Source organism: Curvibacter sp. GW821-FHT01G03 (assembly GCF_059422285.1).
This window is the reverse complement of the sequence record NZ_JBWKWP010000004.1, coordinates 213,228-228,592: the sequence shown is the minus strand read 5'-3', so window position 1 is coordinate 228,592 and position 15,365 is coordinate 213,228. Positions and strand designations below refer to the sequence as shown.

Here is a 15,365-nt window from a genome sequence, read left to right as displayed (position 1 = left end):
CACGGGGCTGGGGGGTGGGCAGATCGTTGGGTAGATCGTGAGGCAGCGCGTTGGGCTTGGGGGTGTCTTGCATCACGGCGTTCATCAGCGTCTCCCATCGAGTCGGGCGTTCAGGCCATCGTTGAGCCCTTCGCCGACCAGGTTGAGGGCCAGCACGGTGAGCACGATGGCAGCGCCTGGAAACACGGCCATCCACCAGGCCTGGCGCAGCACGGTGCGGGCCGAGCCCACCATGTAGCCCCAGCTCATCTGGTTGGGATCGCCCAGGCCCAGAAAGCTCAGGCTGGACTCCAGCAGGATCGCGGTGGCCACCATCAGCGACGCCATCACCACGATGGGCGAGGCCGCATTCGGCAGGATCTGCGTGAGGATGATGCGCGGCGTGCTTTGGCCGGACAGCTGGGCTGCGGCCACAAAGTCGCGCTGGCGCAGCGTGAGGAATTCACCGCGCACCAGGCGTGCCACGGGCGGCCACGAGACGATGGCGATGGCCGCCACGATGGATTTGACCGAGGGCTCGAAGATGGCCACCAGCACGATGGCCAGTGCAAAGCTGGGGATGGCCTGGAACAGCTCGGTGAAGCGCATCAGCGTGGCGTCCACCCAGCGCCCGAAGTAGCCGGCCACGGCACCGACGCTGACGCCGATCAGCAGCGACACCAGGGTGGAGACAATGCCGATCAGCAGCGAGACCCGTGCCCCCAGGACCACCCCTGACAGGATGTCGCGGCCCAGGGTGTCGGTGCCCAGCGCGAAGCCGCTTTGCTGTCCGGGCTGCAGAAAGGGCTGTTCGACCATGTCCCAGGGGTCGTGGGCCGCCAGCAGCGGCCCGAAGGCCACCACCAGCGCCACCAGCATCAGCACGATGAGGCCGAACAGGGCGCCGCGGTTGCGCCGGAAACGGCGCCAGAAAGAGTTCTTGGAGGGGGAGCTCATGGAGGACCTCAGGCCATTTCGATGCGCGGATCGACCAGGGTGTAGACCAGGTCGGTGAGCAGGTTGAACAGCACGGCCACCGCGGCGGTGACCAGAAAGCAGCCCAGCAGCAGGTTGTAGTCGCGCTGCAGCAGGGCGTCGAACATCAGCCGGCCGATGCCGGGCCAGGCAAACACGGTCTCGGTCAGCACGGCGCCACCGATCATCCCGCCGGCCTGGATGCCGGCCAGGGTGACCACGGGCAGCAGGGCGTTGCGCAGAATGTGGTTGCGCTGGATGCGGCCAGGGCGCACGCCCTTGGCGCGGGCCGTCTTGACGAAGTCCATCTGTGCCACCTCAAGCATCGAGGCGCGGGTCATGCGGGCATAGACGGCCATGTAGAACAGGGCCAGTGTCAGCGCAGGCAGGATCAGGTGCTTGCCGATGTCCAGCACCTGATCCAGACCGCTGAGCTGGGTGCCCACGGTGAAGAAGCCGAAGCCCGGCAGCCAGTCCAGCTGCACGGTGAAGATCAGCACCGCCATCATGGCCAGCCAGTACAGCGGTGTGGCAAAGAAGATCAGCGCCACCACCGTGATGACACTGTCCTGCCAACTGCCCACCCTGCGGCTCGCCATGGCGCCCAGGGCCACGCCGAACAGCAGCGACAGGGCAAAGGCGCTGCCGGTCAGCAGCAAGGTGGCGGGCAGGCGGTCGGCGATCAACTTGAGCACGGGCTGCTGCTGGCGGTACGACCAGCCCAGGTCCAGCGTGGCCACGTGTCCCAGGTAGCTGCCGAGCTGGGTGGACAGGGGCTGGTCCAGCCCGAATTCCTTGCGCAGCTGGGCCACGAACTGGGCATCGGAGGCCCCGGCTTCGCCGGCCAGCACCGAGACCGGGTCCCCTGGGGCGGCTCGGATGAGCAGGAAGTTCACGGTGGCGATCAGCATCAGGGCCAGCAGGCCCTGCACGATGCGGGTGAGCATGTACTGCAGACGTTTCATGGGCAGATCCGGCAAGTGGGGGGCTCAGGGTGGGGGGCTCAGGGTTGAGGTCAGGTCAGTGAGGCGCGGCTCAGGCTGTCGTTCAGGCCGATGCCCGAGCTGATCGGGTTCTTGACCTTGCTGCGGTAAAGCGTGGGGAAGTTGATTTCGTGCAGCCAGGCCACGGGCACTTCTTCGAGCAGCAGCTTCTGTACTTCCAGGTAGGCCTTGGCGCGCGATTCGGGGTCGGTGGCGCGGGCGCCCGCTGCGAACAGGGCGTCGACGCGGCTGTTGCTGTAGCCCTCGACGTTGTTGAAGGGCGAACCCTTGGCGATGTTGCTGCTGGTGTAGTTGCGGGCCACGCCCAGGGCAGGGTCACCGTACTGGTAGACGTAGGTGAAGGCGATGTCGTAGTCCCACTCGTTGAGGCGCTGGTTCCAGCCCGCCACGTCGGTGCCCGTGAGTTCGATCTTGATGCCGGCCTGGGTGAGGTTTTGCCGCACGATCTCGGCCTGGCGCTGCCAGGATTCGCCATAGGGCAGGGGCAGCAGTTTCAGCGGCTCACCCTTGTAGCCCGATTCGGCCAGCAGCTGCTTGGCCTTCTCGAGGTTGCGCGGGTACTTGGCCACGTCGTCGCTGTAGTACTTGATGTGGCTGTTGAAGGGGCCGGTGGCGGGCTTGGCAAAGCCCTGCCAGGCGATCTTGGCCATGGCTTCTCGGTCGATGGCGAACATCACGGCCTGGCGGAACTTGACGTTGTTCATCGGGGCCTTGCGGTGGTTCAGCCACAGCCATGAATGGGGCGAGAAGAACTCCCAGCCCTTGGTGGTCAGCGTGACCCCGGGCAGCTTGGACAGGCGCACCACGTCGAAAAACTCGACCGCGCCGCCAGGCACCACATCCACCTTGCCGGATTCGAAGGCGGCAGCCCGCGAGGCCGCGTCAGGGATCACGTGGAAGTACAGGCTTTCCAGCAGGGGCTGGCCGGGGGCATGGTAGGCCTCGTTGGCCACCAGCTGGATGTAAGAGCCCTTCACCCATTCCTTGAACTTGAAGGGGCCCGTGCCCATCGGCGTTGCGTTGGCCGGGTTGTTGGCAAAGTCGGTGCCTTCGTAGACATGCTTGGGCACCATGGGCATGGTGCCGGTCTCGAACAGGCCCAAAAAGGGGCCGAAGGGGTACTTGAGCTTGAATTCGACCGTCAGTGGGTCGATGGCCTTGACCGTGTCCAGGCACTCCAGATTGCCGCGCAGGCGGGCGTGGGTCTTGCGCAGGAACACGTCGACCGAGAACACCACATCGGCCGAGCTGAAGGGCTTGCCGTCATGCCACTTCACGCCGGGCTTGAGCTTGAAGGTGTAGACCAGCCCGTCCTTGCTCATGGTCCAGGCGGTGGCCAGCAGGGGCTGCGGGTTGAGCTTTTCGTCGTAGCGCAGCAGGCCCTCGTAGATGTTGCCCGCAATCAGCTGGGTGGGCCCGTTCTGCACCATGCCCAGCATCAGCCCCGGCGGCTCGGGCTGCACCAGAACGTTGAGCACACCGCCTTTGCGGTCCTGGGCGAGCACGCTCAGGGGGATGCCGGCAAGAGAAAGGCCGAGTCCGCTGGCAGCGATTTGAAACACTTCACGACGCTTCATGGCAGGAGTCCTTTGAGGGTAGGGAGGGATGAGGGTGGGGTGGTGGGGTTGAGTCGGGTTTCAATCGCGGAAGCTGCTGGGCGCGGGGCGCTCCAGGTGCTTGAGCAGGCCCAGCCATTCGCGCTGGTTGGGGTCGGCCTGGCCGGGCAGGCGGTTGCTGTCGCCGCTTTCGTACTGTCGGGCCGTGCGCTCGCAGACCTCGGGGGAAACGGGCCGGACGGCCTGGCCGCTGCCCTGGATGGCCAGTTGCACCCGGCAGGCGCGGTCCAGGTTGAGCATCAGGATCACGGCCTCGGAGACGGTGCGCCCCAGGGTCATGAGGCCGTGGTTGCGCAGGATCATGGCGCGGGCCGTGGGGCCCAGGTCGGCGATCAGGCGCTCGCGCTCATCCAGATCGAGCGCGATGCCCTCGAACTCGTGGTAGACGACCCGGTTGTAGAACTGCAGCGCCCACTGGTTGCACGGCTGCAGCCCCTCTTGCAGCGACGACACCGCCACGCCAGCCACCGTGTGGGTGTGCAGCACGCATTGAGCATCGTGGCGGACCGAGTGCACCGCGCTGTGGATGGTGAAGCCGGCTGGGTTGACGTCGTAGGGCGAGGGCTCGATGACCCGCCCCTCCAGGTCGATCTTCACCAGCGATGAGGCGGTGATGTCGCGGAACAGCAGGCCGAAGGGGTTGATCAGGAACTGGTCCTCGGTGCCTGGAACGCGGGCCGAAATATGGGTGTAGATGCTGTCATCCAGCCCGAAGTGGGCCATCAGGCGGTAAGCCGCGGCCAGGTCTTCGCGAACCTGTTGCTCGCTCTGGCCCGCTGCGGCGGTGGGTTTGGACAAGGTCGACATGCACGCTTCCTTCCAGTTGGCCGGGGCCTTGCATTAGCGCAAGATGCCCCTGTTTGGGTTGATCTTCGACAGAAGACTGTCGACAGTTATCAACTTAGCAGGTTCCGGGCCAGGTTGAAACCGGTTGAAAACCCTGTGCCGGGCTGTCGCATGGGTGACTTTGGTGCCGTTTTGCACCCGCTTGAGGCGCTCGCGGGCAAAAAAAATCCCGCAGGCGGCAAGGCGTGCGGGATTCGGGTGCGCCCCTGATCGGGGCGCCGGGGCCGGGGCGGATCAGCCGCCGCGGCGCATCATGTCGAAGAAGTCGACGTTGGTCTTGGTGGCCTTCATGTTCTTGATCATGAGCTCCATCGACTCGATCTCGTCCATGTTGTACATGAACTGACGCAGGATGCGGGTCTTCTGCAGGATCTCGGGGGCCAGCAGCAATTCTTCGCGGCGGGTGCCGCTCTTGTTGAGCTCGATGGCCGGGAACACGCGCTTTTCGTACAGGCGGCGGCTCAGGTGGATTTCGCAGTTGCCGGTGCCCTTGAATTCTTCAAAGATCACTTCGTCCATGCGGCTGCCGGTGTCGACCAGCGCGGTGGCGATGATGGTCAGCGAGCCGCCTTCCTCGACCTTGCGGGCCGCGCCAAAGAAGCGCTTGGGGCGCTGCAGGGCGTTGGAATCGACACCGCCCGACAGCACCTTGCCCGACGAGGGCACCACGTTGTTGTAGGCACGGGCCAGACGGGTGATGGAGTCGAGCAGAATGACCACATCCTTCTTGAGTTCGACCAGGCGCTTGGCGCGTTCGATCACCATCTCGGCCACGTGCACGTGGCGGGCCGCTGGCTCGTCGAAGGTGGAGGCGATGATTTCGCCCTTCACCGAGCGCTGCATTTCGGTCACTTCTTCAGGGCGCTCGTCCACCAGCAGCACCATCAGGTGCACGTCGGGGTTGTTGGCCGTGATGGCGTGGGCGATGTGCTGCATCATCACCGTCTTGCCGCTCTTGGGCGGCGCCACGATCAGCGCGCGCTGGCCGCGGCCGATGGGCGAGATGATGTCGATGATGCGGCCGGTGATGTTTTCTTCGCTCTTGATTTCGCGCTCAAGCCGCATCTGTTCCTTGGGGAACAGCGGCGTGAGGTTTTCGAACATCACCTTGTGCTTGTTCTGCTCGGGCGGGCCGCCGTTGACGGCATCGAGCTTGGTCAAAGCAAAGTAACGCTCCCCGTCCTTGGGGGTGCGCACTTCACCTTCGATCATGTCGCCGGTGTGCAGGTTGAAGCGGCGCACCTGGCTCGGGGAGATGTAGATGTCGTCGGTGCTGGCGGTGTAGCTGCTGTCCGGGCTGCGCAGAAACCCGAAACCATCCGGCAGGATTTCCAGGACGCCGTCGGCGAACACCTGCTCGCCGGCCTTGGCGCGCTTCTTGATGATCGCAAACATCAGCTCCTGTTTGCGCATGCGGCCCGTGTTTTCGATCTCAAGCTCTTCGGCTTGCTTCAACACTTCAGACACATGGAGTGCCTTGAGTTCGTTCAAATGCATGGAGGGTCCTGCGTGGACTGACCCGGACAGGGGTCGCCAAAAAATCCCTTGCGGGCTGACTGATTCGGGGGAGGTTTGGGGGGAGGCGAGAGAGGCCTCGCAAACCGGACATTCGATTCGGAAGGTTGGTCTGCCGTCCGATGAATTGCGCTGATTATGACAGGAAAATCAGGCCGCCCGTTTCAGCGCAGCGGGCGCCTGCAAAACACGGCCCGCACAGGGCGGGCCGCTCGGGCATCAGGCCAGTTGCTGGTCGATGAAAGCCGTGAGCGCAGCCTTGTTCAGGGCGCCCACCTTGGTGGCGGCCAACTGGCCGTTCTTGAACAGCATCAGGGTGGGGATGCCGCGGATGCCGAACTTGGCCGGGATGTCGCGGTTTTCGTCCACGTTCATCTTGGCGATCTGCAGCTTGCCTTCGTAGCCGGTGGCCACTTCGTCCAGGATGGGGGCGATCATCTTGCAGGGGCCGCACCATTCGGCCCAGTAGTCGACCAGCACGGGCTTGTCGGCTTGCAGAACGTCGGCTTCGAAGGAGGCGTCGGAGATGTGTTTGATCAGGTCGCTGGCCATGGTGTCGTTTCCTTGGGATGAAGCGTAAGAAAAGGATAGATGCGCTGGAGTTGGCGGCATTGTGACAGAAACCAAGTCCTTTGATGGGGCATCGGGCGCCTATGGGCGACATAGGCAAAAGCCATCAGACAGGTGTTGTGCGGACGGTCGTCGGGGAAAGCCCGGGGCGTGTCACGCATACTTGCAACCCGGGTGACGCCGCTGAGTGGTGTTCACCACGCCTTTTTTCTGATTTGCCTGCCTTCATGACTTCTGTTGCTTCTTCGACTTCTTCCGTGGCCTCTTCGGCTTTGGCTCCTGCGCATCCTGACGCGGCCCCTGTGGTGGTGATCGGAGGAGGCCCGGCCGGCCTGATGGCGGCCGAGGTGCTGGCCAGCGCCGGGGTGCCGGTACACCTGTACGACGCCATGCCTTCGGTGGGGCGCAAGTTTCTGCTGGCGGGCAAGGGTGGTTTGAACCTGACCCATTCCGAGCCGCATGACCCCTTCATGAGCCGCTATGCCGAGGCCCGGGCTGCGCTGGAGCCTGCGATGCAGGATTGGGGTGGGCCCGAGTTGCGGGCCTGGGCGGCGGGTTTGGGCATCGAAACCTTTGTGGGCAGTTCCGGGCGGGTTTTTCCGACCGACATGAAGGCCGCGCCGCTGCTGCGGGCCTGGCTGCATCGTCTGCGCGGCCTGGGCGTGCAGTTCCACATGCGCCACCGCTGGCTGGGCTGGGACACCTCGGGGGCGCTGCTGCTGCAGGGCCCGCAAGGGCCGGTGGCGGTGGCGGCGCGGGCTGTGGTGCTGGCCCTGGGCGGCGCCAGTTGGGCGCGTCTGGGCTCGGACGGGGCCTGGGTCCCCTGGCTGCAGGCACGTGGCGTGGCCGTGGCACCGTTGCGGCCCTCGAATTGCGGCTTTGAAGTGGCTGCCGCCGCCAATGGGCGGGGCGAATCACGGCGCGAGTTCATGGGCGAACTGCTGGGCCACGAAGCCACGCCCAAGACCGGCTGGACCCCCTTCTTTGCCGAGCGTTTTGCGGGTCAGCCCTTCAAGTCGGTGGCTCTGCGCCATGTGGACGAGCAGGGCCAGTTGTTCGAGCGCCGCGGCGAGTTTGTGGCCACCGCCAGCGGGGTGGAGGGCAGCCTGATCTACGCGGTGTCACCGGCCTTGCGGCGTGGCATTGAACGGCACGGCAGCGCCACTTTCGAGCTGGATCTGCTACCCGACCACTCGGCAGAACGGGTCCTGGCCGAGGTGCGCCACCCCCGCGGCTCGCGTTCGCTGTCCAGCCACCTGAAAGGGCGGCTGGGGCTGGAAGGCATCAAGATGGGCTTGCTCAACGAATTGCTGAGCCGGGAGCAGATGAACTATCCTGTCCAACTGGCGGCGGCCATCAAGGCCCTGCCCGTCACCGTGTTGGCAACCCGGCCGCTGGACGAGGCCATCAGCACCGCGGGTGGCGTGGCTTTCGAGGGCCTGGATACCGACCTGATGGTGCGCTCCTGCCCGGGCGTGTTCTGTGCCGGTGAGATGCTCGACTGGGAGGCCCCCACGGGTGGCTACCTGTTGACCGCCTGTGCGGCCACCGGGCGTCAGGCTGGCCAGGGCGTGTTGCGCTGGTTGGCCACGCAGATCACCGCCTGACCCGGGCAAGCGGGCCTTGCCATCGCCGGTGGCTTAGCGCCAGCCGCGGTGCCAGCCGTGGTCGGGGTGATGCCAGCCCCAGCCATAGCGGGGGTGCTGGACCCAGACCCAGCCCACGCCCGGACTGGCATAGGTGGGCGCCACATACACCGGGGCGGGCGCGACGTAGACCGGCCCAGGGTTCACCACCACAGGGCGTGCGGGCATGGGAGCCACGACACAGCCAGTGAGGCTGGCGCCGATGGCAAGTGCGGCCAAGGCGATCAGTGAGCGGGTGGGGGGCGTGTTGAGCATGTAAGACCTTTTGTCAGCATTCTGATACCGATAACGCCCAACGAATGGCGAGGTTGACCCTGTTACCGAGGCTTTACACGACCCGGTTGCGACCCCATTGCTTGGCTTGGTAGAGGGCATGGTCTGCCGCTGCGTAGAGGGTGTCGAAGCTGGCATCGGCATCAGGCGCCGTGCTGGCCAGGCCGATGCTGACGCAGATGGTCAGAGGACGACCCTGGACCCCGGCGGGGGTGTTCTGGATGCGCAGGCGCAGCTTTTCGGCCAGGATGCGCCCGGCTTCGGGGCGTGTGGCGGGCAGCAGCACGATGAACTCTTCACCCCCCAGGCGACCGACCAGATCGGTGCTGCGCACCGTGCCGGCACACAAGGCGGCGACATGGCGCAGCACCTCGTCGCCGGCAGGGTGGCCCCAGGTGTCGTTGACCCGTTTGAAGTGGTCCAGGTCCAGCAGCAGCAAGGTGGTGGGCGTGCCCTGACGCCGGGCCCGGGCCAGTTCGTTGCGCGTCAGCTCGACGAAGGTGGTCCGGTTGAGCAGGGCTGTCAGGCCATCGACCCGGGTCAGGCGCTCCAGCTCGCGCTGTTTGGTCTGCAGCGCCTGGTTGGCTTTTTCAAGGGCGCGCTGCTGCAAGGTGATCATGGCAAATTTGCGCCACAGCAACACCGACAGCGTGAGCCCCAGCAGGCAGGCGCACACGCCGTTGAGGCGGTTGGAGAGCAGGCTTTCGGGCTGGGCCTGCGTCAGGCCCAGGCCCGCCAGAAAGCCCAACGCCGCCAGGGCAAACAAGGCGGCCGATTCGCGCGGCCTCAGGTGCAGCAGCAGGCCCGCCAGCATGCTGCCCAACACAAAAGGGGTGATGTTTGGGGTGACCCACTGATCGATGCACGTGAGCACGGTGGCATAGGCCAACACGGTGATCAGCCAGGCCAGTGGCAACACCTGCCCCGCGAGGCGCCGGGCTCCGTGTCTCAGGTGGTGGTTCAGCCCCATGAAGGCGAGCATCAGCAGCGTCATGGTCAGGTGGGCCCAGAGCAATCCGAACAGCCAGTCGCGCGAGGTGCCGGCGCTCTCCAGCAACACCAGCCGAAAGGCAAAGATCAGGGTTGAGAGCGCACTCAGCCCTGCCAGCAGCGGCGTCAGCATCCGCATGCGGGCCAGGTTGATCTCACCGGCCTGGGAGGCTACTTGATCGTGCTCATGCGCCCATTGTCTGAGCTTGAACTTCAGGGCCGGTCTGTCGAGCAGGAGGGTTGACATGTTGAAGCGGAGCAAAAAGCAGACCATCAAGGATGATGGCAAACCACTCTAAACCGATTTGGGATCCTGCATCGTCTCCGTTGAACGGGTCGAAGTCAGTCCAAGCGGCTTGATTGGCCGGGTGAGTGGCACAATCCGGCCGATTCAATTCGGTGGTGCACCTTTGTCCAAACGCTTTCCCGGCAGACATTTCTCAGGCTTGGCCCGAGGTTTGGTGCTGTTGCTGCTGATTCAGATCGCCGGCACGCTGGGCTACCACTACATCGGAAGACCCACGGCCACCTGGATTGACAGCTTCTACATGACCTTCATCACCATCGCCACGATTGGCTATGGAGAGACGGTTGACCTGTCCACTCACCCCATGGGGCGCTTGTTCACCGTGCTGATTGCGGTGGTGGGCATCGGCACCATGAGTTACCTGTTTTCCACCATGGTGGCCTTGCTGGTGGACTACGACCTCAATGCGGCCATCAGGAGACGGCGGATGCAAAAGGAACTGGACCGCCTCAGCGGTCATTACATTGTGTGCGGCATCGGGCGGGTGGGCTCCAATGTGGCCGACGAACTGGACCTGACCCGGCGCCGCTACGTGGTGGTTGAAACCGATCGCCAGGTGCTGGATTCGTGGCTGGAGCACCACCCCGACGCGCTGTACCTGCACGAGGACGCGGCAGACGATGAAGCCCTGCTGCGCGCCGGCCTCAGCCGTGCGGCCGGGGTGTTTGCCGTCACGGGCGACGACAGTCACAACCTGATGGTGTCGCTGTCGGTCAAGCTGATCAACCCGGCGGTGCGGGTGGTGGTGCGGCTGCACGACATCCGCAACGAGAAAAAAGCCCGTCGGGCTGGCGCGGACGAGATCGTGTCACCTGATTTCACCGGCGGCATGCGCATCGCCTCGGCCATGGTGAGGCCGCATGTGGTCAATTTCATGGATCAGATGTTGCACAGCGACGAGGCCATGCGGGTGGAGGAACTGGTGCTGCCAGCGGGCTTTGTGCCTTGCGCGCTGAGCGAGGCCGTGCCTCGCTCGCGCGACTATGTGGTGCTGGCCGCCCACGAAGGCGGGGCTTGGATTTTCAATCCCGATGAAAGCCATTGGCTGCAGCCGGGCAATACCCTGGTGCTGATGACGAGCCCCCAGGGGCGCGAGGCGCTGGAGCGGCGTTTCAGCCAGCCCGCCTGAATCGAACAGGTGAAGGCACGAACGGTATGCACATGCCTCGTTTGGTGCCCATGAACCTCCCCGCCATCCCGGGGGCGTTGGGCCTGAGCCGCTGCACAGCACAGCAATGGCCCCAACTGCTTCAGCAGACCGGTGCCGAGCCTGATCTGGCCAATTTCTACATGCGCCTGCACTATCAGATGCTGGGCCTTGGCGACACCGAATTGGCGATGGAAATGCAGCAACAGGCGTTGCAGAACCGCACGGTCTTTCGCATCGAAGGCTGCGCAGAGCCGCGCTTGCGTTTGTTGGTGCTGATGGGGCCCGGAGGCATGATGGACAACACGCCAGTTGACTTCCTTCTGGAGGACAGCGACATCGAGTTGACCCTGCTGTATGTCCTGCCCGAGGCCCCATGGCCTGATGCCCTGCCTGAGCACGATGTGGCCTTTGTGGCGCTGGCCTCGTCGGGCCGCAACGACGCAAGCCTGCACCGCATCGAGCAGTTGCTTCTGCATTGGCCTCGTCCGGTCTTGAATCGGCCCGAGCACCTTCGAAACTGCTTGCGCGACCAGCTAGGCCGTCTGCTCGGCGGCATTCCTGGGCTGCTGCTGCCGCGGACGCGGCGGCTTTCTCGTGCCGATCTGCTGCGATGGACGGAACTGCCTTGCACCGTCCGCCCGCTGGGCACCCAGGGCGGCCAGGGGCTGGCCCGGATCGGGTATCTCAGCGACCTGCAGCACTACCTCGCCCAACACGCCGAAGCCGAGTTCTACGTGTCGCAGTTCATCGACAGTTCGGGCCCGGACGGCCTCTATCGCAAATGCCGCATCGCGCTCATCGAGGGGCAGGCCTATGCCTGCCACATGGCGATCTCGTCCCATTGGATGGTGCATTACTACTCGGCACCGATGACTCAACAAGCCGCACTTCGCGTCGAAGAAGCTGATTTCATGCAAGGTTTCGAGGCGGGCTTCGGGCGTCGGCACGCCGGCGCCCTGACCGAAATCGCCCGGCGCATGGGACTGGACTACCTCGTGCTGGACTGCACTGAAACCCAAGACGGTCAACTGCTTCTGTTCGAAGCGGACAACCAGAGCTGGATTCACGACACCGACCCTGCCGGCCTCTTCCCTTACAAGTCGGCGGTGATGCAAAAGGCATTTGATGCGTTTCAACGGATGCTGTTCAGGGCGGCGGGCCGGGATGTGGGCTGAAGGCGCTGCTTGGGCACCCGTGCTTTCAGTCGCTTGAGTTGATCAAAGACGCAAAGACGGCGAGAACGGTGGGGCCACGTTGCGGAACCATTCAAGCCAACCTTATTGCAAAAATTCGTAACAACATTGATCATGATGCTTGAGCATCAAGGTTGCGTCGGATTACCCAGTTATGAGGGTACTCTGATCGATGCCGGTTCTACGGCTTGACGCCGGTGGCCCCCTTCAACGAAACGGATCTGACATGTTTACACCTGTGATTCGAGTTTTTTGGTTCAGAGGTTTGGTCCGCGGGAGCCTTTGGGTGGCTGCGTTGGTACTGGCGTTTCCGCTGCTGGGCCATGCGCAGGCCACTCGAACCTGGGTTTCGGGCGTTGGGGACGATGCCAACCCCTGCTCGCGGACGGCGCCGTGCAAAACCTGGGCTGGTGCCATTTCCAAGACGGCAGCAGGTGGCGAAATTGATGCGCTCGACCCTGCCGGCTTTGGCGCGCTGACCATCACCAAGGCCATCACATTGGATGGCGGTGGCGGACAGGTGGCTAGCGTACTGGTGGCAGGAACCAACGGCATCGTTGTTGCTGCGGGTGTCAATGACGCTGTGATTCTGCGAAACCTTCGCTTCAACGGCCTGGCCGGGACTGGATCACCGGGCTTGTCGGGCATTTTGTTCACGAGCGGTGCCAGCCTGCGCATTCAAAACGTCCAGGTCGACCGCTTCGGCTCGAATGGGATTTCCATCAGCGTCTCAAGCGGGGCGCCATTGGTTGAAATTCTGGACACCACCGTGAGTAACTCTGGCAATGGTTTGGCGGTAAATGTGACTGGAGGAACGGCCACGGTTTCTGTGGAGCGCTCCAGGTTCATCATGAGCCTGACCACTTGCAATCCTGTGACACCTTGCGGCAATGGGGTGTTGGCTGCTGGCTCGGGTGCCTCGGTGCAACTATCGAACTCCGTGGTTTTCGGCAATCCTGTGGGTATCAACCCTAGCGGCGGTGGTGTCATCAACAGCTTCGGGAACAACCAGGTTCAAGGAAATACAAGCAACGGTAGCTTCTCAGGCACCGTGTCCAACAACTGATGGCTCATAAAGAAGGGCAGCATTATGAACAAGCTGCGGCAGTTGTTGTGGTGCCAGGCGATTGTGCTTGGCGTGTGTTGCATGTTTTTTGGCAGTCCTGCGTGGGCTCAGGCAAGCCGAACCTGGGTTTCGGGAGTTGGCGATGATGTCAACCCCTGCAGCAGAACTGCCCCATGCGCAACACTTGCGGGCGCCCTTTTGAAAACAGCAAGCGGTGGTGAGGTCGATTTTCTGGACCCCGGGGTTTTTGATGGGAGCCAAATCGGCGGCAGCGCCGCGACACCGGCCACAGTCACCATCACACAGCCCGTCACCATTGATGGTGGTGGTGGTCAAGTGGCTGCCCTGGGCGGCATCGCCGCGGCCGACTCACTGGTCATCAACCTGAGCAACCCGGCGGCAGGCGCGGTGATTCTGCGCAATCTCAGCTTCAACGGCTATGGAGGTACAGGCAACAATGGCATTCGACTGAAATCAGCCACCAACCTGGTGCTGGAACATGTCGATGTGTTCGGCTACGCCCAAAACTGCTTGCTCGTGGAGGCCGGCGCAGCGGGGGCCCTGGTTGATGTCTCGGATTCAACCTTTTCAAATTGCGCGGTCGGCGTTGCCAACCAAGCCGCGGCCCTGCTGAATCTGGGGCAAACCAGCATATTCTTCAACAGCACGGCGGGCGTGGCCTCCAACAATGCTCAGGGCGGTGTTCTGTCCTTCAACTCATTCAATCAAAACAACCAACAGAACTCCAATGTAGCGACCTATGTCAGTGGCACAGGTGCCTCGCTCAGCGGTGGCAATGGTGGTTGCGCCTTCAATACTCAGCAATTCGTCATCCCATCCAGTGTGGGGGGCAGTGGTCCACCGGCAGGGGTTCAGGTGGCTGGGGCGGGTTTTCAGTTCACCACCAACAACTGTGGATCTGGGGCCACCATCACCATCACGCTCAATTTCGCGCAGGCACTGCCCTCGGGTACCGTTTTATACAAATATGGCCCTGCCACGGCCGGGGCGTCCAGTTCGACCTGGTTCCAGGTGCCCGGGGTGGTGTTCAGCAACAACGGCCAAAGTGTCAGTTTCAGCGTCACTGACAACGGCGTTGGCGACAGCGATCCGACTTTAGGCCTGATCGCTGATCCGGTTGTTCCGGTGATCCCTCCGTCAACCTCCATACCGGCAATGTCCCCCCTCGGTTTGATGGGGACAGCCTGTTGTCTGGCGCTGCTCGGCGCATGGGGTTTTCGCGTTCGTCGGCAGGGCTCAGGCAGTGTTGGATCGCGCAAGTCGTGAAACTGCCTGTGCGCAGGCTTGTCGATGAGACCTTGAACCAGCCGGAGAGCCAAAACCAGATTGCCCAGCGCGTGAGGTGCTCAGGCGGGTTTCAATGGCTTGGCATCTGCTGCATGCTGGGTCCCATGAGCCACCCTGAGGTTCAGGGTTTGATGCCAGGCGAGAGTGCTGCAAATCGTCATCTTGCGCCGGTGGCCCGGACCAAGTGCTTGAAAACCAACGATTTGTGAGAAGAAGTTGACGAGCCTTACCCCCGGCACTGGCTCCACAGTTAGGGCTGCTTGGTTCCCCACCTGACCCGGTTGGCCGCTTCACCATGCGGGGAGGCCCGTCAGCGACGAGTATATGCGATGGCGAAGGGTGTTCCGGGCAATGGCCGCTCAGGTTGGCGTCAATGTTTGGTCGTGTGTTGCCAGGGCAGCATGCGCAGCAAGGTGTTGTCGCGCACGACATAGTGATGCAGCAGGGCAGCGGCGGTGTGCAGGCCGACCAGCAGGTAGCCGATGGTGGCGCCGGTTTCGTGCAGTTCCATCAAGGTGTGGGCCAATGCCTTGTCCGGGGCCACCAGGGGCGGCAATTCGATGCCCCAGAAGAAGGGGATGGTGCGGCCCTTGGCGCTGAGCACGGCCCAGCCCAGCAGGGGCATGGCGATCATCAGCAGGTAGAGCAGGCCCTGCACGGCGTGGCTCAGGCCGGTTTGCCAGCGGGGCGGTGCTGGGGTGATGGCGGGGGTGCGGTCGACCCAGCGCAGCACCAGGCGCAACCAAACAAGCACGAACACGGCCAGGCCGAGGCGGAAGTGCCAGGCCACCAGGCCTGCCCTGAGCGGATCACCCTTGGGGAACAGCTCGTGCAGCTCGACGCAGATCACCAGGGCGACCAGCAGGAAGGCCATGAACCAATGCAGTGCCAAGCTGGGCATGCCGTATCTGTTTTTGGGTGTCAAGG

General features: G+C 63.6%; 14 protein-coding genes and 1 other RNA gene. 5 read left to right on the top strand and 10 right to left on the bottom strand.

All coding sequences use genetic code 11. The features are described from left to right. Positions 1-84: 84 nt before the first annotated feature. From AC07VS_RS07090 to trxA, 6 genes are all read right to left on the bottom strand, one after another. Complete coding sequence (locus AC07VS_RS07090) at positions 85-936, bottom strand: ABC transporter permease (protein ID WP_492346362.1); 852 nt, start codon at positions 934-936, stop codon at positions 85-87. 8 nt (positions 937-944) lie between these two features. Then, entirely contained in the window at positions 945-1,919 is a 975-nt protein-coding gene (locus tag AC07VS_RS07085) for an ABC transporter permease (RefSeq protein WP_492346363.1), read from the bottom strand. Between the two features lie 50 nt (positions 1,920-1,969). Continuing rightward, the gene (locus AC07VS_RS07080) at positions 1,970-3,535 is read right to left on the bottom strand and encodes an ABC transporter substrate-binding protein (protein ID WP_494750572.1); all 1,566 of its coding nucleotides are present in this window, start codon (positions 3,533-3,535) and stop codon (positions 1,970-1,972) included. Between the two features lie 60 nt (positions 3,536-3,595). Next, on the bottom strand, positions 3,596-4,381 hold the full coding sequence (locus AC07VS_RS07075; RefSeq protein ID WP_494750571.1) for a class II aldolase/adducin family protein: 786 nt from the start codon (positions 4,379-4,381) through the stop codon (positions 3,596-3,598). A gap of 273 nt (positions 4,382-4,654) precedes the next feature. After that, the gene (gene rho / locus AC07VS_RS07070) at positions 4,655-5,917 is read right to left on the bottom strand and encodes a transcription termination factor Rho (RefSeq protein ID WP_019573269.1); all 1,263 of its coding nucleotides are present in this window, start codon (positions 5,915-5,917) and stop codon (positions 4,655-4,657) included. Between the two features lie 237 nt (positions 5,918-6,154). Further along, the gene (trxA, locus tag AC07VS_RS07065; RefSeq protein ID WP_492346366.1) at positions 6,155-6,487 is read right to left on the bottom strand and encodes a thioredoxin TrxA; all 333 of its coding nucleotides are present in this window, start codon (positions 6,485-6,487) and stop codon (positions 6,155-6,157) included. A 245-nt stretch (positions 6,488-6,732) separates the two neighbouring features. On the opposite strand from trxA, the gene AC07VS_RS07060 reads away from it, so the two are divergent. Beyond that, positions 6,733-8,112 (top strand): TIGR03862 family flavoprotein, encoded by a 1,380-nt coding sequence (locus tag AC07VS_RS07060; protein ID WP_494750570.1) that lies wholly within the window; start codon positions 6,733-6,735, stop codon positions 8,110-8,112. A gap of 33 nt (positions 8,113-8,145) precedes the next feature. Here the strand turns inward: AC07VS_RS07060 and AC07VS_RS07055 are convergent, their stop codons facing one another. Next, complete coding sequence (locus tag AC07VS_RS07055) at positions 8,146-8,406, bottom strand: hypothetical protein (RefSeq protein ID WP_492346368.1); 261 nt, start codon at positions 8,404-8,406, stop codon at positions 8,146-8,148. Positions 8,407-8,479: 73 nt separating this feature from the next. Further along, positions 8,480-9,661 (bottom strand): GGDEF domain-containing protein, encoded by a 1,182-nt coding sequence (locus tag AC07VS_RS07050; protein WP_494750569.1) that lies wholly within the window; start codon positions 9,659-9,661, stop codon positions 8,480-8,482. A gap of 199 nt (positions 9,662-9,860) precedes the next feature. On the opposite strand from AC07VS_RS07050, the gene AC07VS_RS07045 reads away from it, so the two are divergent. The 4 genes from AC07VS_RS07045 to AC07VS_RS07030 all read left to right on the top strand — a co-directional run bounded on the left by AC07VS_RS07045 (position 9,861) and on the right by AC07VS_RS07030 (position 14,417). Further along, the gene (locus AC07VS_RS07045; RefSeq protein ID WP_494657465.1) at positions 9,861-10,850 is read left to right on the top strand and encodes a potassium channel family protein; all 990 of its coding nucleotides are present in this window, start codon (positions 9,861-9,863) and stop codon (positions 10,848-10,850) included. Positions 10,851-10,900: 50 nt separating this feature from the next. After that, a complete protein-coding gene (locus AC07VS_RS07040; RefSeq protein WP_494657464.1) occupies positions 10,901-12,046 on the top strand; it encodes an ATP-grasp domain-containing protein in 1,146 nt (381 codons plus the stop codon). A 244-nt stretch (positions 12,047-12,290) separates the two neighbouring features. Next, positions 12,291-13,130 (top strand): hypothetical protein, encoded by an 840-nt coding sequence (locus AC07VS_RS07035; RefSeq protein ID WP_494657463.1) that lies wholly within the window; start codon positions 12,291-12,293, stop codon positions 13,128-13,130. A gap of 24 nt (positions 13,131-13,154) precedes the next feature. Beyond that, entirely contained in the window at positions 13,155-14,417 is a 1,263-nt protein-coding gene (locus tag AC07VS_RS07030) for a choice-of-anchor U domain-containing protein (RefSeq protein ID WP_494657462.1), read from the top strand. Positions 14,418-14,653: 236 nt separating this feature from the next. Here the strand turns inward: AC07VS_RS07030 and ffs are convergent. Then, an RNA gene (gene ffs, locus AC07VS_RS07025) (signal recognition particle sRNA small type) lies at positions 14,654-14,750 on the bottom strand. A gap of 58 nt (positions 14,751-14,808) precedes the next feature. Further along, positions 14,809-15,339, bottom strand: coding sequence for a cytochrome b (locus AC07VS_RS07020; RefSeq protein ID WP_492346374.1), 531 nt, complete (start codon positions 15,337-15,339; stop codon positions 14,809-14,811). Positions 15,340-15,365 lie beyond the last annotated feature (26 nt).